This is a genomic window from Nannocystis bainbridge, assembly GCF_028368995.1.
GTDB classification, from domain to species: Bacteria; Myxococcota_A; Polyangia; order Nannocystales; family Nannocystaceae; genus Nannocystis; species Nannocystis bainbridge.
The window spans coordinates 3,295,801-3,314,170 of sequence record NZ_JAQNDL010000001.1 but is presented as its reverse complement, the minus strand read 5'-3'; the positions used below and the strand labels follow the sequence as shown (position 1 = coordinate 3,314,170).

Genomic DNA, 18,370 nt, shown 5'->3' with positions numbered 1-18,370 from the left:
CATGTCACGGTCGCTCTACAGCCCTTCGGGCACGCTCCCGCCGGCGCTCCGCGATCTCCAGACGGAGATCAAGTCGTACGCCGACGAGTTCGGCCTCGACACGTTCCCGGTCGTGTTCGAGACCATCGATTATCGCCACATGTGCGAGATCGCGGCCTACGGCGGGTTCCCGGTCCGCTACCCCCACTGGCGCTTCGGCATGGAGTACGACCACATGCTCAAGAGCCACACGTACGGTCTCTCGAAGATCTACGAGCTCGTCATCAACACCAACCCCTGCTACGCGTACCTGCTCGAGGGCAACTCGTTCGTCGACCAGAAGCTGGTGATGGCCCACGTCTACGGCCACTGCGACTTCTTCAAGAACAACCACTTCTTCTCGCACACCGACCGCCGGATGATCGACGGGATGGCCAACAACGCCTCCCGCGTGCGCCGCTACATGGACCGCCAGGGCGTGGCCAACGTCGAGACGTTCGTCGACACCTGCCTGTCGGTCGACAACCTCATCGACCCGTGGCTGCCGTTCCGCCGCAAGGAGACCCGCCGCGCGCCCGAGCCCGCCCCGCCGGCCGAGGGCGGCGTCGAGCAGGTCGGGCCCGAGCCCGGTCGGCTCCACAACACCCGCAGCTACCTCGAGGGCTACATCAACCCGCCCGAGCTGCTGGCGGCGCAGAAGGCCAAGAAGAAGCAGGCCGACGAGGCCCAGAAGCGCAAGAACCCGCCGCACCCCGAGCGCGACGTGCTCGGCTTCCTCATGCAGTACGCGCCGCTCGAGGCGTGGGAGGCCGACGTGCTCGGCATCATCCGCGAGGAGGCCTACTACTTCCTGCCGCAGATGCAGACGAAGATCATGAACGAGGGCTGGGCCACCTACTGGCACTCGCGCATCATGACGACTCGGGCGCTGCGCGACGACGAGCTCATCGACTACGCCGACGCGGCCAGCGGCGTGACGGCGATGGGCCCCGGCCAGCTGAACCCGTACAAGCTCGGCGTCGAGCTCTACCGCCACATCGAGGACCGCTGGAACACCGGCCGCTTCGGCAAGGAGTACGACGAGTGCACGTCGCTGCAGCAGCGCGCGGCGTGGGACAAGAAGCTCGGCCTCGGGCGCGAGAAGCTCTACGAGGTCCGGCGCATGCACAACGACGTGACGTTCCTCGACGAGTTCTTCACCGAGGATTTCTGCCGCGAGCAGAAGTTCTTCACGTTCAAGGAGAACCGCCGCACCGGTCGGCTCGAGATCGAGGGCCGCGAGTTCAGCAAGATCAAGCAGCAGATCCTCCAGCAGCTGTCGAACTTCGGCCAGCCGTTCATCTACGTGGTCGACGCCAACTACCTCAACCGCAGCGAGCTGCTGCTCGGCCACCGCCACGAGGGGGTCGACCTCAAGCTGGATTACGCCCGCGACACCCTCCGCAACGTCGAGCGGATCTGGCGGCGCCCGGTCTCCATCCTCACGATCCTCGACGACAAGCCCAAGCGGATCCGCTTCGACGGCGCGGAGATCTCCATGTCCGACGAGCCGGCGGCCTTCCGCGTGTGACCCGGGCCCGAGCGGGCCCCAGCCGCACCTGGCCCCGAGGACTGGCTCCGTTGCCGCACCGCCCGCCGGAGCGGCCCGGAGCCGTCGGTTTACTCACGCATCGCCAGCGCCGCCGCATCTGCGCCGCCGGCCCCCTTCGCGGGCCCGGGCCGTCGCACGGAAGGGTCTCGATTCGCGGCCGTACATGGTATCGTCCAGGCTGTGCGCTTGATCGCGTGGGCATCCACCGACGTCGGCCGCGTCCGCATGGCGAACGAGGATAGCTTCCTCGTCGACAGCTCGCTCGGGCTGTACCTCGTCGCCGACGGCATGGGTGGCCACGCCGGCGGGGCGCATGCCAGTGCGATGTGCGCCGACGTCGTCAACAAGGTCGTACGGCGGGGGATGGCGCGTCTCCACGGCATGCCGCAACAGGCGTGGTCGGAGGCGATCGCGGAGATCCTGCAAGCCTCGGCGTCGGAGGCGAGCGCCCGGATCTACGACCAGGCGCAGCAGGACCGCTCGCTCCACGGGATGGGTACCACGCTCACCGGGATACTGTTCCACGGCGACCGCGGCTACGTGGTCCACGTCGGCGACAGCCGGGCCTATCTGCTGCGCTCGGCGATGGCCTGTCAGCTGACGACCGACCACTCGTGGCTCAACGAGCAGGTGCTGGCCGGCCTCATCACCGAAGAAGAGGCGCAGGAGTCCGACCTCAAGCACATCATCACCCGCTCGGTCGGCTTCGAGCGGCTGGTCGAGGCCGACATCGTGCCGGTCAACGTCAACCTCGGCGACGTGTACCTGCTGTGTTCGGACGGGTTCGCCAACTACGTGTCGCTCGACGAGCTGGCGGCGCTGGCCCGCGACCACCTGTACTCGGATCTGCCGCAGGTCTGTACCGAGCTGGCGCTCGAGCGCGGCGGCGACGACAACATCACGGTGGTGGTGGTGCTCGCCTGCAACGACCACGACGAGCGCCACGCGGTCCGTCAGCTCAGCAAGACCGCGACCGATACGCTGCCGTCGCTGCCCTGAACCCGCGCCGCTCCGCGCGCCGCGCCCGCTTGGCCGGGGCGGCCCCGCGTGCTACACCGCCCGCGGGAAGAGGAGCGGCCGAGGGGGACAAGGCGTTCGCGGGTGACAGGCCCTCACGGGCTGAAGCACTCGAGGAAAGTCCGGGCTCCGCAGGGCAGGGTGCTGGCGCAGGCCAGTCGGGGCGACCCGAAGGAAAGTGCCACAGAAAATAAAACCGCCCGCGTCCGCGCGGGTAAGGGTGAAAAGGTGCGGTAAGAGCGCACCGGGGACCTGGCGACAGGGACCGCACGGTAAACCCCACCCGGAGCAAGGCCAAACAGGGGCACGGCTGGCTTCCGCAAGGAAGTCACCAGGGGCTGCCCGTCCCGTCCCGGGTAGTGCCGCGTAGAAGAATGACCGCCACCTGGGCAAGGCGACGAACCCAGGGACAAAACCCGGCTTACGACCCCGCTCGTCCGCTCCTCCTCCCGCTTTTTGGACGTCGCGTGGGGCATGTCCTCGCGGGCATGTCGAATTGGGCATGTCGCTCTGGATATGTCTCTCTGGACATGTCGCTCGGGACATGAAGGCATCGCGCGGCTGCGCACGCGGCCAGGCGACCCGGGCGCTCGTCGACGCGCGGACTCCCGAGCCGTGGCGCGCGGCCGCTTGGCGGCGCGGTGGACAGCGCGCCGCGGGTCAGCGACAACCAAGAGTGTGTCGGGCCCGACCGGAGCAGACGAGCCGCAGGCGGACCTGCCGGTTCGGCCGACCCGCCGGGCTCCGTCGTGCTCGCGCGGCGGTGTCGCCCCGTGACGCGGGCCCCCGGGCGTGCTCCGCCGCAGGTGGTCACCCTCGACGAGATGGGGGCCGGCGGCATGCGCCTGCACGTCGCGTACGTCCCGGAGCAGGGGCCGCTGCCGCCCCGGCCGCTGGTATCGACCTTCTTTACGATCTTCGGCTTCACCGCGGGCAGCGGGCGGGGACGACACCTCGAGCCGGTCGACCTGCGCGCCGGCGACATCCACCTCGTCCCGGCAGGCGTGGAGCACCAACCGCTCGACATCGGCGATCTTCAGGGGTGGATCGTGGGCGTCGATCCGCTGCTGCTGCGCGCCCTCGGGCCGCCGCGGCTGCCGGGGCAGTCGCGGATCCACGGGGAGCCGGGGCTGACGCCGGCGCGCAGCCTGCTGGTGCGCGGGCTGCTGCGGCTGCGACCGGGGCCGGCGCGGCTGCGGCGGATCGATCAGCTGGTGGGCGAGATGGACGCGGAGCTGCGCGGGCGCCAATGGGGGGCGGAGACCGCCGCGCACGCGCTGCTCGCCCTGCTGCTGACGGAGCTGATGCGCGAGCTGCAGGAGCACGCGCCCACGACGTCGCCGCTGCTCGGCGGGCTCGTGCGTGACGCGCTGAGCTTCATCGAGGCGCGTTGCCTGGGGCCGCTGTCGCTCAAGGACGTGGCCGTGGCGGTCGGCCGCACGCCGTCGCACCTGGCCAACGCGATCCGCCAGGAGACCGGCCTGACCGTCGGCGACTGGCTGCGGGAGCATCGAATGTCCGAGGCGCGACGGCGCCTGCGCGAGACCGACGAGAGCGTCGAGAGCGTCGCCGATCAGGTCGGCTACGCCGATACCACCCACTTCATCCGCACCTTCCGCCGCGCCCACGGGATGACGCCGCGCGACTGGCGAGAGCGGCACCGCGCCGCGTCGTGAGCCCCGGCCTCATCGCCCCCAATCCGCGCCGATCATCGCCTCAATCCACGCTCTACCGGCGGCGTGGTCGATCACTAGGCTCGGGGCATGATGAAGCATGCAACGACGGGACGGCGCCGCGTCCTGGTGGTCGGCCTCGGGATCAGCGGCATCACCACCGCCCTGCGCCTGCAACGGCTCGGCTGGGAGCCCGTGATCCTCGAGCGCGCCGCGGGCCGGCGCCGCGGCGGTTATGCGGTCGCCCTGTTCGGCACCGGGGTCGCGTCCGCGACCCGACTCGGCGTGCTCGATGCGGTGGGCAACCGCCTCGGCCCGCCGATCCGGACCTTCGAGGTCGATCGCAGCGGTCGTCGGCGCGAGGGCATGGGCGTGCCGGATCTGCCTGGCGGTCCGCGCCTGGTGCTGCGCGGCGACATCGAGAACGCGCTGTTCTCCGCGCTCCCGCCGGCGGTGGAGATCCGCTTCGCGACCAGCCCCGTGGCGATCGACCAGGACGAACACGGGGTCGACGTGACGATGCTCGACGCGGCCACCGGCGCGACCGCGCGGGAGCGCTTCGACCTGGTCATCGGCGCCGACGGCCTGCGCTCGACCGTGCGGCGGCTGGTCTTCGGCCCGCACGCGGCGTTCTTGCGGCCGATGCACTACATGATCGGCGCCTGCGTGCTGCGCGGCGCCCTCGACGGCCACGCGACCAGCGACGGGCTCGTCATGGCCGAGGCCGGGCGCTCGGCCTGGGTGTTCCCGTTCGTCGATCACGCCCCCACGGTGCTGTTCTCGTACCGCGTCGAAGACGTGGCGGCGCAGCTCCGGCGTCCGGCGATCGAGTCGGTGCGCGCGGCGTTCGGGCCGGCGCCCGCGGGGCCGATCCTGAGCCGGCTGTTCGCCGACTACGCGGCGGCGGACGAACGCCTGTTCGACTCGGTCGAGCAGGTCTGCATGGATCGCTGGCACCGGGGGCGGGTGGTGCTGCTCGGCGACGCGGCGTGGTGCTTGACGCTCTACTCGGGGATGGGCGCCTCGACCGGGATGGCCGGCGGCGAGCTGCTGGGTGACATGCTGGCGCGTCACCCCGACGACCTACCGCGGGCGTTGGCCGCGTGGGAGGCGAAGCTGCGCCCGTTCGTCGTCAGCCTGCAGCGGTCGGCGACGACGATGCGGCAGTTCTTCACGCCGAGCGGAGAGCTGCCGCGGCTGCTCCGCGCCGCCTTCGTCCGCCTGAGCAGCAGCCCGCTCGCGCCGGTCCTGCAGCGGCTGCTCCGGCCCGGTGGCCTGACGGAGCGCGACATCGTCGCGGCCTGAGGGAGTCTGACCGTCTGACGATCATGTCTCGAAGGACATGTCCTCACGGGCATGTCTTCGGGGACATCCATCGCTCAGTAGCAGGTGAACAGGCAGTTGCCGCTGCAGCACTCGCCGCCGCCGCCGCAGCTCTTGCCGTCCAGCTTGCAGCATTTGCTGAAGTCGTAGGCCTTGCAGGTGCCGAGGCACTTCAGGTCGCCGCCGCCGTAGTTGCTGGGGAAGTCGGTGCAGTCCTTGCCCTTGAGGTCGGCGCCGTCGCAGGTCTCGCCGGGCTCGGCGACGCCGTCGCCGCAGGTCGGCCCGGGCATCGTCGTCGTGTCGGTCGTCGTCTCGCTGGTCGCCTCGGTCAGCGTGTCGGTCAGCGTGTCGGTCAGCGTGTCGGGCAGCGTGTCGAGCGTCGTCGTGCTCGTGGTCGTCGTCGTGTCGTCGGTCGTGCTGGTGCTGGTCGACGTGCTGGTGCTGGTCGACGTGCTCGTGCTCGTCGTCGTCGTCGTCTCGGTGGTCGGGTCGACCGTCGTCGAGGTCGAGGTCGTGGTCGTCGGCGTGCCGGTCGTCGGCTGCGTCGTCGTCGTCGCCTCCGAGGTGGTCGCCGGGCCGCTGTCGGACTCGCGCCGGCAGGCATCGATCGTCACCGGCTCGGCCACGCAGCCGTCGTTGCTCGCCTCGCACAGGTTGCAGAACGGGCGGGTCGCGTCGCGCTGGGCGCACGTGGAGTCGCCCGACTGGTTGCCGCAGTGGCTCACGTTGGGGACCGAGCACCCGGCGAAGAAGGCGAGCCCGACTGCGAATGTTCTCCAGGACATGTTCCGAATAACCTGTCTCTTAGATCTAGTGAAAATCGATCAGAACGACCCGCTCAGCAGCAGCCCGGCGCTGCCGCGGCCGACGCTGGGCTGCCACGACACCCGGCGCTTGGCGGCCTTGCGGTCGAGCGCGAGCAGGACCGCGCCGGTGACGACGGCGGCGAGGCCGATGCCGAGGGTGGCGATGCCGGCGGGGCGGGTGGAGATCTCGTAGAGCGGCATGTCGGGGTCGGGGCGCGGCTGGCGGACCGCGAGGCCGAGGCCGACGAAGAAGCCGACGCCGCCGACGGCGAGCAGCGCCACCCCGGCCTTGCCGCGGCCGCCGAGGCCCTTCGGGGGCGGCGGCTCGACCGGCTTCGGCGGCTCGGGCGGCGGCGTCGCGGCCTTGGCCCGGGCCTCGCGCTCGGCCTCCGCGAAATCGCGGACGAACGGGACCAGGCGCTCGATCTCCGAGGTCCCGCGCTCGACCGCCTCGCCCTCCGTGCACAGCCGGCACTCCGTCTCGTGCACGCTGTCGCCGACCGGGTCGTTGCCGACGTAGAGGCCCGAGAGGATCACGTAGCCCGGCTCTTCGCCTGGCACGGCGCGCACCGTCAGGCGGATCCACGGGTCCCGCGGGCCGCGGCCGGGCAGCACCTCGGCGCGGCGCAGCTGACGGTTGCCGACCTCGTCGAGGCGCTCGTGGATCACCGGCCCTGCGGGTCCGGCCCCGTTGGTGTCGATCGCCAGGCTCGCGCGGGCGATCGTCTCGCCGTTGAAGGATGGCCCGGTCGGGCTCTTCGCGGGCGAAGGCGCGGGCGTCGGGCTCGCGGCGGGTGGATCCGCGGGTGCGGCGAGGGCCGGCGCGGCCGGGACCGCGGCGACGAACAGGGCGCACACGAGGCTCAGCCCCCGACGCGTTTTTGGCACAGCTTGAGCCAACCTTGAGCCTCCTGGTCCTTGAGACCTTTTCCTACGGACATGCATCCTGTGAAGTCCCCGAGCTCCATCAGCGCCTTGGTCTCGAGCTTGCGGGCCTCGGCGGACGAGGCCCAGCACTCGCGCTGACGGCTATAGTCTCGCAAGATCGCCCAGCGCTGGCTCCGGCGGGCGTCCTCCGCCGACGTGCGGACTCGCTGGCAGCGCGGGGCGAGGTGAGCGTCGCCGCCCGGGCGCGCGCTCGTCTTCGGGTTCGGGCGCGCGGTCGTGGCCTCGGGGGGCGGGCCCGGCTCGGTCGGCGGCGGCGGCGGCTCGACCGTCGGCTCGACCGGCGGGGCGATCGCCGGCGGCGGCGGTGAGCTGTCCTTCGGGACAGGTGCCGGCTCGACCGCGGCGGGCGGGACCACGGCGGCGAGCTCGGGCGGCGGCGGCGTCGGCTCGGGCCCGGCGCGCAGCAGCCACACCACGAGCCCGAGGCCCAGCGCGGCCAGCAGCGCCAGCGCCACCGACGCCGCCCGATAGGCCGGCGCCTCGCGGCGCGTCGGCACCAGCGTGGTCCCCGGGGTCGGCTTGGCGCCCGCCATCGACGCCGAGGCCCGCATCGCCGTGAGCGTCGGCTGCAGCGAGATGGCCTCCACGCCGGGGTTGGTCGCCATCGTCCGGCGGGTCCGCAGCTCCTGCAAGATCGGCTCGAGCCGGGCCGCGACCGCGTCGCCGTCGGCCGGGCGGTCGGCGGCGTCGATCGTCAGGCAGTCGGAGATCAGCCGCACGAGGGCCGGCGGCAGGCCGGCGCGGCGGGTCTCGATCGAGGGCGCGGGGCGGTTGAGCTTGAAGGCCAGCAGCTCGAACGCGTTGCTGGCCGAGAACGGGATGTCGCCGGTCAACATCTCGAACAGCATCACGCCCATCGCGTAGACATCGAAGGTCGGGCGGGCCGGCATGTTGGTGGCCTGCTCGGGCGCCATGTACTCGGGCGTGCCCATGAGCGAGCCGGGGCTGGTGATGCGCTCGGCGCCGGCGACGATGAGGCCCGAGTTGGCGGCGATGCCGAAGTCGAGCACCTTGACGGCCTCGCCGTCGGGCATGGGCACGAGCATGATGTTGCTCGGCTTGAGGTCGCGGTGGACGATGCCGGCGCGGTGGCCTGCCCCGAGGGCCAGGGCGATCTGGCGCATGATGGTGCACGCGCGGCGGATCTCGACGCAGGTGTTCTCGATCAGCTCGGCCTCGAGGTCGCGGCCGGCCAGGTGCTCCATCACCAGGAACAGGCGGCGGTCGGGCAGGGTGCCGGCGTCGAACACTTGAACGATGTTCGGATGGCCGATCGTGCTGGCGGTGCGGGCCTCGGCGCGGAACCTGCGGACGATCGACTCGGTCTGGCTCCACTGTGGCAGCAGGACCTTGATGGCGACCTTGCGGCCGACCTCGACGTGCTCGGCCAGGTAGACCGAGCCCATGCCGCCGCGGCCGAGCACTTGCAGCACCTGATAGCGCTCGACCAGGATCGTCCCCGGGGGGAAGTCGCCCTCGGGTCCGGCGACCTCCGGCTCGGTGTCGATGGCGAGGTCGAAGCTCACGGCGCTGCGCCTCAGGCTATCACGGACCCGGCTCCGTCCTCGAAGGGAGCGCCCGCGCGAGGTCGTGATCGGCGATCGCCCGCGACACCGCCAGCGCGCGGCGGGCCCGCTGCACCAGGTCGGCGCAGGCCTCCCGCTCGGTCCGGGCGCCCGCGGCCGTGAAACAGGCCCCGCCGGGTGGGATGTCGCGCCCGGCGACCGCGAACAGGCGATCGTCGGCCACGGCCGAGCCGTCGGGGAGGGCGGCCACCCCCGGGCCGGCCCGAGCCGGGACCAGCGGTCGGCCGACAAAGGCGGGCGGCGCCGGCACGCCGAGGTAGTGCAGCCAGGTCGGCGCCAGGTCGACGTGGCTGCCGACGGCGTCGACCTCGCCGAGGACCTGTCCCTTGGGCAAGACCAGGAACCCGGGCACCCGCTCGAGCCGGAGCGGCAGCGACGGCGACCCGGCCGGCTCGCCGGCGAGCGCCGCGATCTCCGGCGTCACCCCGAGCCGCGCGTCGTGGTCGCCGTAGATCGCCACCGCCGTGCTGTCCGCGAGGCCAGCCGCCTCGAGCCCGGCGAACAGCTCGGCCAGGGCCGCGTCGAGGTGGTGGATCCCGTGGAGGTAGTTGCCGAGGTTCGTGCCCTCGAGCGGGCCCAGCTGTAGCCGGCGCAGGCCCGGCGGGAACTCGTCGTACGGGTGGTGCAGGCTCAGCGTCACCAGGAACGCGAAGAACGGCTTCGGCGCGGCCGCCAGCTCCGGCAGCATGCGGGCGAAGAACGCCTCGTCGGCCAGGCCCCAGCCGATCGTCGGCCCCGGGCCGAGCTCGCGGTCGAACAGCGAGCGCTCGAAGCCGTAGCGCGGGTGCAGCGTGGCCCGGTTCCAGAACCCGCGCTTGAACGGGTGGGCCGACAGCGTCGCGTAGCCGGCCGCCTGGAGCGCGTGGGCGACCGTCTCGAACCGGTTGCCGGCGCGCAGGAACGCCACGGCGCCCTGGCCCAGCGGGTACTGCGAATTGAGGATCGCATACTCCGCGTCCGAGGTCATGCCCTGGCCGGTGATGTCGACCACCGCCGCGTAGTAGAGCGCACGCCGGCGCAGGCGGTTCAAAAACGGCGTGATCTCCTGGCCCGCCACGCTGGCGCCGATCGTCCAGCCCTGCAGCGCCTCGGCCTGGATCACCAGCAAGTTGGCCCCGCGCGCCGCGCCGAAGCCCGGGGCGCGCGACGGCTCGCGGGCGGCGAAGAACGCCGCGATCTCGGCCTGCTCCTCGGCCGTCAATGCGCGCTGGCCGACGGCGCCGGCGAGCGTGCGGACCACGTCGAACAGGTGCGCCCCGAGCACGCCGAAGCGGCCGGCGTTGTGTTGCTCGGAGAACACGCGCGAGCCGAGGCCGCTGCGCATCGCCCCGCCGAGGCTCACCGCGATCGGCAGCGACGCCAGCGACATCGTCAGCAGGCCCGCGAGCGTCGCTCGCCTGCGGGCCCGCGCGCTCGCTCGCTCTGGTCCGCGCGCCCGCGGCCACGCGCCCGCGAGGATCAGCCCGGCCAGCGGCGCCGCGGCCAGCCAGGCGTACTCGGGCCGCAGCAGCGCCTTGACGCTGGCGCCGATGTCCCCGACCAGGTGCGCCCCGGCCAGCGCCTGCACCGGCACGATCGCCCCGAGCACGTGCATGTAAAGCAGGTCGGCCAGCAGCAGCACGGCTGTCCCGAGAGCCAGCAAGAACGCCAGCCACGGCCGCAGCCGGCCCGGCGCCAGCAGCACGATGAGCCCCGGCACCGCCGCCGCCCCGATCGCCGCCGCGCGGCCGCCCTGCCACAGCTCGATCGCCGCCAGCTCGTGGAACGTCGCCCCGAGGCTCGCCATGGCCGCCCACAGCCACAGCGCCGGCACCAGCTCGAGCGCCGCCCACCGCCACGACCCCGGCTGCGGCCGCCGGCGCCGGGCCGCCAGCACCATCACCAACGTCACCAGCACCAGCGCCGACTGCCACCAGGCCGCGCGCAACGTGACCTTCAGGACATGTTCCGAAGGACCGCCGGTCGGCGGCGGGAACCACCGCACCTGCTCGCGCACCATCGCCAGCGCCAGGGTGTAGCTGCCCGCGCGCGGCGGCCCGGCCACGCGGACCTGCACGGTCGCCGTCTCGCCCGGCGCGACCGGGTGCGGCAGCTCGGTGCGCATGCCCTCGTGCTGCAGCGGCGCGCCGTCCTCGGTGCGCCAGCGGTACGACAGGCGATCGCCCGCGGCCGGCGACCACGGCTCGGCGCCGGTGTTGCGGACCGTGACCGCGAACGCGTCGGTGCCGGTCGCCGCCAGCCGGGCCGGCCACGCGGCCTCGACCACCTGCCACGCCAGCGCCGGCGGACCGATGACCGCCGCGGCCGCCAGCTCGCGCTCGGGCGCGATCCACCCCTCGCCCTCGCGGACCAGCCGCGGCGCCAGCACGTGGGCGCCGGGGGCGTCGGGCGGGCGCACCCGCAGCTCGAGCTCGACGACCTCGCCCGGCTCGACCGCTTCGGCCAGCTCGGTGCGGATGCCCTCGAGGACATGTCCTTCGGGACCTGTCCAAACATAACTGACCTTGAGGGCATGTCCCGGGAGCCAGGTGTCCTCGCCGCGGTTCTCGAGCGTCAGCTGGCCGAGCGCCGGCAGCCCGGCCTGCAGCGGCGGCAGGCTCAGCGACAGCGCCGCGAACGCGTCGCGCGGGGCGCCGACCCGCACCGCCGCCGCGGCCTCGCCGGCGCCGGGTCCGTACCAGGCCACGCCCTCGCGGACGGGCTGCCACACCAGCGTGTACGGGCCCGGCAGCGCCGGCGCGCGCAGCTCGGCGGGCAGGACCACGCAGCCGCCCGGCTCCACCGCGGCCGGCAGGGCGGTGCGCACGCCCTCGAGCCGCTGACCCTCGGCGCCGAGCCAGTGGTAGCCGAGCGCGTCGCCGAGCTCGGCTCGCCACGCGTTCGCGCCGGTGTTGCACAGCCGGACCCGCGCAGTCGCCCGCGCCCCGGCGGCGACCTCCGCCGGCGCCTCCATCGGCTCGATCGACCAGGTCCCGGGCGCGGGCCCGACGTCGACCGCGACCGCGTCGCCGCCCCCGACCGGCGGGTCGTACCAGAACGCGTTCTCGCGCACGAGCGCCCAGCGCAGCACGTAGCGGCCGGCGCTCGCCGGCGCGGCCAGAGTCGCCGCCAGCGCGACGGTCTCGCCCGGTCCGACGGCGAAGGGCAGCCGCGTGCGCGCCCCGTCGCGCTCGAGAATCGCGCCGGCCGGGTCCTCCCAGTGATAGGAGAGGTGGTCCTGCTGGCCTTCGGACCATGTCTCTCGGCTCAGGTTCGTCACCGCCACGCGCACGGTGACCCGCTGCCCGGGCGCGAGCGCCTTCGGGGTCGCGGCCCCGTCGAGGCGCCACGCCGGGGCCGCCCGCGCCTCGCCGGCCGCGCCCGCGACCAGACCGATCGCCAGCAGGAGAGCGCGCGCCGACACGACGCGGGACCGTAGTGCCGCGGGCGGTGAAATTCAACCGCTCCGGAGCGGCGCAGCAAGACTTCGCCGAGGCCGAGCGCAGGAGGCATCCCCGCGTCGCGAGCACGCTCTCCCGCGAGCCTTCCCGGCGGACGCACCGACGAGCGCCTCGAGTGCTTTCGAGCGCGAGCGACGGCCACGCTGGCGCGTCGCCCGGCGGTCGCGTCCGCGGGCGCGCGACCTGCTACCCTCGCGGTCATGGTCCTCGCGCACCGTCTCGCGGGCGGCGACGACTACCCCGCGTTCGCCCGCCTCTTCCCCGAACTCGACACCGGCGACCCGGTCCCCTCGCCCGCGCACTGGGCCGCCGAGATCGCCCCCAACACCTGGTTCTTCGACCAGCACGGCGTCGCGGTCGGTTACCTGTTCTTCGAGCGCCTGGCCGGCGTCGGCTACATCCGCCACGTCATCGTCGCGGCCGGGCACCGCGGCCGCGGCCTCGGCCTCGCCATGTTGCGGGCCGTCGCCGCCGAGCTGCGCGCGACCGGCTGCGCGACCTGGTGCCTCAACGTCAAGCCCGGCAACCTGCCCGCCGTCGGTCTCTATCAGCGCCTCGGCATGCGCGAGGCCTATCGCTCGACCGCGCTGCGCTTCACGTGGGCCCAGACCGAGGCGCTGCCGGCTCCGCGCAAGCTGCTCACCACGCGGGCGATCGAGCCGCTCGAGGAGCCGGTGATCGAGGCCGCGTTCGCGCTGCCGGGCGGGCAACTCGCCGGGGGCCGCGAGGCCGGACGCGTCTTGATGCGCCTCGTCGACCCCGCCGAGCCGGCGGCGGTGCACCTCGGGTTCGCGTCGTTCAACCCCGACTTCCCCGGCGCCTTTCCGTTCCGCGTCGCCGAGCCGGCCTTCGCGGCGCCGCTGCTCGCCGGCCTGCGCCCGCACGCGCGGCCAGATCTGCCAGGCATGGGCATCGTCGCCGAGGCCGACCCGAACCTCACCGCGCACATGCTGGCGATCGGCGCGACCATCCACCTCGAATTTTGCCACTTCAAGGGACCTGTCCCCGACGACATGTCCTGAAAGACTTTTTTAATAAGAATATGACCATGAAGCTGATCACTGAACCTTACAACTTGCAACGCGACCGCTGGCCACGATCGGGCCGCCACATCCTGGCCCAGTTCGACGCCGAGACGATCGTGGTGTACCAGGCGTACCGCCCGGAGATCGGGCACTGGGCGGCCCAGCACCAGCGCTTCGGCGGGCCCTTCAGCCTCGAGCGCATGTCGTGGGTGAAGCCCAATTTTTTGTGGATGATGTACAGATCGGGCTGGGGCACGAAGGAGGGCCAGGAGGTGACGCTGGCCGTCCGCATCCGCCGCGAAGCCTTTAATAAAATTCTCGCGCAGGCGATCCACTCGTCCCACGAGCCCGGGGTCTACGCCGATCGGCAGGCGTGGGAGCGGCTCGGCAAGAGCTCCGACGTGCGCCTGCAGTGGGACCCGGACCACGGGCCCTCGGGCGACAAGCAGGAGCGGCGGGCGATCCAGCTCGGCCTGCGCGGCCCTACGCTCGCCGCCTACGCGCACGAGTGGCTGGTCGAGATCGAAGACATCTCGGCGTTCGTGGCCAGGCAGCGCCGGGAGTGGTTCGAGGGCGACCGCGAGGCGCTGGTCACCCCGCGCGAAGAGGTCTATCCGGTCGAGGACCCGGCGGTCGCAGCCAGGCTCGGCATCGACAAGCCCTGAGGACATGTCCCGAAGGACATGTCTTCGCGGGCATGTTCAGTGAGACATGTCCCGAGGGACATTAGCGAGGCGTCATAGCTGATGGGCCCGGCTCGCGGCTCAGCGCTCAGCGCAGCGAGGTCAGGGTGCGGCCGCCGTCGATCGTGTGCAGGCCGCCGGTGATCCAGCCGGCCTCGTCGCTGACGAGGAACGCCGCCAGGGCGGCGATCTCGTCCGGCTGGCCGGGGCGGCCGAGCGGGTGGGTCGACTTGGCGCGCTCGAGGAACGCCGCGTAGTCGGCGACCGCGCCGGTGGCGGTGTGCAGCTCGCTGACGACCACGCCCGGGCAGATCGCGTTGACCCGGACCCCGCGCGGCGCCAGCTCGAGCGCGAGGCACTGGGTCAGCATGTCGAGCGCGGCCTTGCTGACGCAGTAGGCCAGGATCGTCGGGTAGGGGCGCAGGCCGGCGATGCTCGACAGGTTGATGATCGAAGGATTGCGGCCAAGGGCCAGCGACGGGGCTGCCCTTCGGGTCAGGTCGTAGACCGCCTCGAGGTTGCAGTCCATGATCCGCCGCCACTCGTCGGGCTTCGGGCTGTCGAGCAGCGAGTCGTTGCCGATCACCCCGGCGGCGTTGACCAGCACGTCGAGGCCGCCGAGGCCCCGCAGCGCCTCGTCGACGACGCGCTCGTTGTCCTCGCCGCGGGTGTGCTCGGCGGCGATCGCCACCACCTCGGCGCCGGCCGCCCGCGCCCGCTCGGCGGTCTCGGTCAGCCGCTCGAGCCGCCGCCCGGTGATCGCCAGGCTCGCGCCCTCCTCCGCGAACCGCAGCGCGATGGCCCGACCGATCCCGCTGGTCGCGCCGGTGACCAGCGCCCGCTTGCCCGTGAGTCGCTTCATCGCCGCGACGCTATCACATCGTGAACGTGTGCCGATGCGTCGACTTGGCCCGCGTCGCCCGCAGCAGCGCCGTCTTGACCACCCGCGCCACGCAGTTGCCGAGCGTGCTGCCCGCCTGCGAACCGGTCGGCGCCGCGCTCTTGACGGTGCCGTCGGCCCCGACGATCACCTGCACCGTCACCTCCATCTTGCGCAGCGAGAACCGCGAGCACTCGAGCTTGACCCGCGCGCCCACCTTGGTCATCGCCGCCGTGAACTCGCCGGCCGTCAGCGGCCCCGGCCCGCTGCGCGGACCCTTCGGCGCGGCGGTCGGACCTCGCGGCGGCTCGGGCGCGGCGTCGGTGTCGCTCTCGGCAGCGGCGACCGAATCGACCGGCTCGACCGCCTCGACGTCGGGCACTGCGACCTCCACGGCCGCGGGCGTGGGAGCCTCGGGCGCGGGGGCCTCGAGCTTCGCCGGCGCGACGGCCGGCGCGACGGGCAGCGGCGCCTCGTTGATCACTGGTGCGGGGTTGAACGCCGGCGCCGCGACGTTCGGCGCCGAGACGACCGCGGCGGCCTCGACCTGGTCCTTCGTATAGAACCTCTTGGCCATGGTCCAAAGGACAGCCGAGAACACGACCAGGAGCGCCACGCCGGCCGCGATCGCCACGCGCGGGTGGATCCCGCGCTTCTCGGGCACGGGCGGGGGCGGCAGCGGCGGGGGCGGCGGCGCCAGGGCGGCGTCGGCCTCGGCGATCGCGGCGCGCAGGGCCGTCGAGAACTCGCCGATCGTCGCGTAGCGCTGGTCGCGGTCCTTGGCCAGCGCGCGCAGGACCACGGTGTCGACCGCCTCTGGGATCTCCGCCGCCGGTCGGGCCTGCGACGGCGGCTGCGGCAGCTGCATCAGATGGGCGGTGAGCGTCGACATGAAGCTCTCGCCGGCGAACGGCAGCCGGCCGACCATCAGGTCGTAGAACATCACCCCGACCGCGTAGATGTCGACGCGTGCGTCCGGCTTGAGCCCGCGGATCAGCTCCGGCGCCAGGTACTCCGGCGTGCCGAGCAGCCCGCTGCTCGCGCTCGACGGGTGCTCGACGTCGCTGTCTTCGAGCATCTTGGCGATCCCGAAGTCGAGCACCTTGATGAAGTCCGGGTCGTTGCCGCGGCGGATCCGGAAGCAGTTCTCCGGCTTCATGTCGCGGTGCACGATCCCCTGCGCGTGTGCGGCCTCCAGCGCCGCGGCGATCTGCAGCACGATCGCCGCCGCCCGCCGCCACGGCAGCGCCCCCTCGCGATCGCCGGTGCTCGCCAGGTCCTCGCCTTCGAGGTACTCCATCACCAGGAACACCAGGCCGTCGTCGGTCGAGCCGAAGTCGGTGATGTCGACCACGTGCTCGTGGCGGATCTTCGAGGCCGCGCGCGCCTCGTTGAGGAAGCGTTCGACCTCGCGGCGGCGCTCGCTGTGGGCCGCGTCGAGCACCTTGACCGCGACCGGCTTGCGGATCACGACGTGCTCGGCGCGGTAGACCGTGCCCATCCCGCCGTGGCCGATCGCCCGCTCGAGCTTGTAGCGGTCGGCCAGGGTGTGGCCGAGCAACGGGTCCGCTTCGGCGGGCCACATCCCGGCCCCGGGGCCGCTCGACCTGCGCGGGCCGGAAGAACGCGAACGCATCGGGCCGCCCCAGCATAGCGGAAGTCGCTGCCCCGATCCTCGCGGCCGGCGCATGAAGCGAGGATCATCTGTCCCGAGAGACAGCCGGGCGCGTCAGAACCGCCAGCGCAGGGCCGCGCCGCCGCCCGCGGGCGAGGCCACCGGCCACACGGCGACCGGCGCCGGCTCGGCCGCCCGTCCGGACGCCTTCTTGGCCCGCGCGCCGATCACCAGCAGGGCCACCCCGGCGCCGAGCGCCAGCGAGCCGAACACCCCGCCGATCACCGCCATCGCGTTGTCGCCGTGACCGCGCCGCTCGAGCTCGGCCAGCTGCGGGTCGTCAGGCGAAAGCCCCGGCATCCCCTGCACCAGCGCCGCGCCGCGGGCCTCGGTGCGCTGGCCGCGGACCAGGCCACCGACCATCAGCCCGAGCAGCGCCAGCCCGACCCCGGCCGTCACCCCGCCGGCGATCAGCAGCTTGTCGGGGTCGCGCGGCTGGCGGGGCGCCTCGCTCGGCGGCGGGGGCAGGGCCTCCTGCTTCTCGACCACCCGCGGCAGCTCGAGCGCGGCGCAGTCGAGGTCGGCCTCGCGGGCCTTGGCGGTCATGAAGTCCTTCCGGACCTCCTCACGCAGCCCGGTCGCCTTGACCATGTCGGGCGACTTGCGGCCGCGCTTGCGCTCCTGCTCGGTCTCGATGAAGTCGGCCAGGGCCCGGTCGGCGGCGCACAGGTGCGCGGCCGGGTGCTCGTTGCCGCGGCGCTCGCCGCCGGCCGTGTAGGCGCCGCGGTGGGCGTCGACGAGGTCGAACAGCACGGCGGCCCGCAGCTCGCGCTGGCTGACGGAGATCTGCGCGTAGGCGGCCGCGAACTCGCGCGCGGCCGTGGGGAACCGGCCGGCGTCGCGCTCGGCCAGGCCGCGGTCGTAGGCGCTCTGGGCGGCCTCGGAGATCGGCGCCGGCTCGGGGGCCGCTGCGACCTTCGTCGGCCCCGCCAGCGCCGCGGCGACGACCACCCCGCACCAGCGGGCGCGCGAACACGAGGTCGCCAGCGAGTTCAGCATGGAGCGGAAACGCCCGGACGGACGCGGCGAGGCGAGGATAGATCGTCGCCCGCAGGCGACACAAGCCGGGCCGCACCGCCGGCGAGCCGACCGTCGCCCGGTTCGCCGGCGCCGCCCGGGCAATGCCGCCCCGGGGCCGCCCCCGATCCTGTCCCTGGGGACATGTGATTCGGGTCAGGCCTCGAGGCTCGTCACCGGCGCGCGGTGGGCGGCGCGGATGATCTCTTCGGCCGCGTTGGCGAGGATCTCGGCGCGGCCGCGGCGGTCGAACGCGGCCACCGGCTTCATCGGGTCGTTGAGGCCGTAGAAGCTCGAGATCCGGACGCTGCGGGCCTGGTGGGTCCGCGGGTCGGCGAACGTGAACTCGACGAACGCGTCCATCGCCGGGCGCATGTAGAGGCACTGGACCGCGGCGCGCGGGTGCGGCTGCGCGGCCAGCAGCATCGGCAGGCGGTGCTCGGTGATGAACTCCGAGGCCAGGAAGCCCGGCGAGATCAGCAGCACCGTCACGCGCGCGGTCGCGAGGGCCCGCCGCAGCTCGGGGGCCGCCCCGGCGACGCGCACGTCGTCCCAGAGGTCGAGCATCCACTGCTTTTGCAGCGGCTTCAGGTGCACCTGCAGCTCGCCGAGCAGATCGCGCTCGCGATGGTTGTAACAGACGACGACCCCGTGGCGCACCGGCTGCGCCTGCTCGCGGGGCGACGACGACGGCGAAGTGGCAGTGACCGACGGCCCGCTCCTCATA

At 73.0% G+C, this 18,370-nt stretch carries 14 protein-coding genes and 1 other RNA gene; 7 read left to right on the top strand and 8 right to left on the bottom strand.

Annotation, left to right across the window (positions count from 1 at the left end; genetic code table 11):
• The first annotated feature begins 1 nt into the window (after position 1).
• The 5 genes from POL25_RS12940 to POL25_RS12920 all read left to right on the top strand — a co-directional run bounded on the left by POL25_RS12940 (position 2) and on the right by POL25_RS12920 (position 5,565).
• Positions 2-1,549, top strand: coding sequence for a SpoVR family protein (locus tag POL25_RS12940; RefSeq protein ID WP_272086288.1), 1,548 nt, complete (start codon positions 2-4; stop codon positions 1,547-1,549).
• A gap of 201 nt (positions 1,550-1,750) precedes the next feature.
• A complete protein-coding gene (locus POL25_RS12935) occupies positions 1,751-2,569 on the top strand; it encodes a PP2C family protein-serine/threonine phosphatase (protein WP_272086287.1) in 819 nt (272 codons plus the stop codon).
• A 79-nt stretch (positions 2,570-2,648) separates the two neighbouring features.
• Positions 2,649-3,027, top strand: an RNA gene (rnpB, locus tag POL25_RS12930) — RNase P RNA component class A.
• A 333-nt stretch (positions 3,028-3,360) separates the two neighbouring features.
• Entirely contained in the window at positions 3,361-4,263 is a 903-nt protein-coding gene (locus POL25_RS44270) for a helix-turn-helix transcriptional regulator (protein WP_272086286.1), read from the top strand.
• Positions 4,264-4,350: 87 nt separating this feature from the next.
• Positions 4,351-5,565, top strand: coding sequence for an FAD-dependent monooxygenase (locus POL25_RS12920; RefSeq protein WP_272086285.1), 1,215 nt, complete (start codon positions 4,351-4,353; stop codon positions 5,563-5,565).
• Between the two features lie 74 nt (positions 5,566-5,639).
• On the opposite strand, the gene POL25_RS12915 is transcribed toward POL25_RS12920, so the two are convergent.
• From POL25_RS12915 to POL25_RS44265, 4 genes are read right to left on the bottom strand one after another with little or no spacing between them, the layout of a single operon-like run.
• Positions 5,640-6,368, bottom strand: coding sequence for a hypothetical protein (locus tag POL25_RS12915; RefSeq protein ID WP_272086284.1), 729 nt, complete (start codon positions 6,366-6,368; stop codon positions 5,640-5,642).
• A gap of 39 nt (positions 6,369-6,407) precedes the next feature.
• Positions 6,408-7,277, bottom strand: a complete 870-nt coding sequence (locus POL25_RS12910; protein WP_272086283.1) for a hypothetical protein — start codon at positions 7,275-7,277, stop codon at positions 6,408-6,410.
• Entirely contained in the window at positions 7,253-8,863 is a 1,611-nt protein-coding gene (locus POL25_RS12905) for a serine/threonine-protein kinase (protein ID WP_272086282.1), read from the bottom strand. The genes POL25_RS12910 and POL25_RS12905 overlap by 25 nt, the downstream gene beginning before the upstream one ends.
• Before the next feature lie 19 nt (positions 8,864-8,882).
• The gene (locus tag POL25_RS44265; protein ID WP_272086281.1) at positions 8,883-12,326 is read right to left on the bottom strand and encodes a sulfatase-like hydrolase/transferase; all 3,444 of its coding nucleotides are present in this window, start codon (positions 12,324-12,326) and stop codon (positions 8,883-8,885) included.
• 237 nt (positions 12,327-12,563) lie between these two features.
• Between POL25_RS44265 and POL25_RS12895 the strand changes: the two genes are divergently transcribed.
• Together POL25_RS12895 and POL25_RS12890 are read left to right on the top strand one after the other, a co-directional pair.
• Complete coding sequence (locus POL25_RS12895) at positions 12,564-13,385, top strand: GNAT family N-acetyltransferase (RefSeq protein WP_272086280.1); 822 nt, start codon at positions 12,564-12,566, stop codon at positions 13,383-13,385.
• A gap of 26 nt (positions 13,386-13,411) precedes the next feature.
• Entirely contained in the window at positions 13,412-14,053 is a 642-nt protein-coding gene (locus tag POL25_RS12890; protein ID WP_272086279.1) for a DUF4291 domain-containing protein, read from the top strand.
• 106 nt (positions 14,054-14,159) lie between these two features.
• On the opposite strand, the gene POL25_RS12885 is transcribed toward POL25_RS12890, so the two are convergent.
• From POL25_RS12885 to POL25_RS12870, 4 genes are all read right to left on the bottom strand, one after another.
• Positions 14,160-14,933: an SDR family NAD(P)-dependent oxidoreductase gene (locus POL25_RS12885; protein WP_272086278.1), complete on the bottom strand. Its 774-nt coding sequence runs from the start codon at positions 14,931-14,933 to the stop codon at positions 14,160-14,162.
• A 13-nt stretch (positions 14,934-14,946) separates the two neighbouring features.
• Positions 14,947-16,587: a serine/threonine-protein kinase gene (locus POL25_RS12880; RefSeq protein ID WP_272086277.1), complete on the bottom strand. Its 1,641-nt coding sequence runs from the start codon at positions 16,585-16,587 to the stop codon at positions 14,947-14,949.
• Positions 16,588-16,680: 93 nt separating this feature from the next.
• On the bottom strand, positions 16,681-17,625 hold the full coding sequence (locus tag POL25_RS12875) for a hypothetical protein (RefSeq protein WP_272086276.1): 945 nt from the start codon (positions 17,623-17,625) through the stop codon (positions 16,681-16,683).
• 174 nt (positions 17,626-17,799) lie between these two features.
• Positions 17,800-18,369, bottom strand: a complete 570-nt coding sequence (locus tag POL25_RS12870) for a toll/interleukin-1 receptor domain-containing protein (RefSeq protein WP_272086275.1) — start codon at positions 18,367-18,369, stop codon at positions 17,800-17,802.
• Position 18,370: the final 1 nt, after the last annotated feature.

Excerpts from the sequence above, each read along its gene's own strand:
- POL25_RS12940 (WP_272086288.1), top strand. The coding sequence starts at position 2 with ATGTCACGGTCGCTCTACAGCCCTTCGGGCACGCTCCCGCCGGCGCTC.
- POL25_RS12920 (WP_272086285.1), top strand. The coding sequence starts at position 4,351 with ATGATGAAGCATGCAACGACGGGACGGCGCCGCGTCCTGGTGGTCGGC.
- POL25_RS12915 (WP_272086284.1), bottom strand. The coding sequence starts at position 6,368 with ATGTCCTGGAGAACATTCGCAGTCGGGCTCGCCTTCTTCGCCGGGTGC.
- POL25_RS12895 (WP_272086280.1), top strand. The coding sequence starts at position 12,564 with ATGGTCCTCGCGCACCGTCTCGCGGGCGGCGACGACTACCCCGCGTTC.
- POL25_RS12890 (WP_272086279.1), top strand. The coding sequence starts at position 13,412 with ATGAAGCTGATCACTGAACCTTACAACTTGCAACGCGACCGCTGGCCA.
- POL25_RS12885 (WP_272086278.1), bottom strand. The coding sequence starts at position 14,933 with ATGAAGCGACTCACGGGCAAGCGGGCGCTGGTCACCGGCGCGACCAGC.
- POL25_RS12880 (WP_272086277.1), bottom strand. The coding sequence starts at position 16,587 with ATGCGTTCGCGTTCTTCCGGCCCGCGCAGGTCGAGCGGCCCCGGGGCC.
- POL25_RS12875 (WP_272086276.1), bottom strand. The coding sequence starts at position 17,625 with ATGCTGAACTCGCTGGCGACCTCGTGTTCGCGCGCCCGCTGGTGCGGG.
- POL25_RS12870 (WP_272086275.1), bottom strand. The coding sequence starts at position 18,369 with ATGAGGAGCGGGCCGTCGGTCACTGCCACTTCGCCGTCGTCGTCGCCC.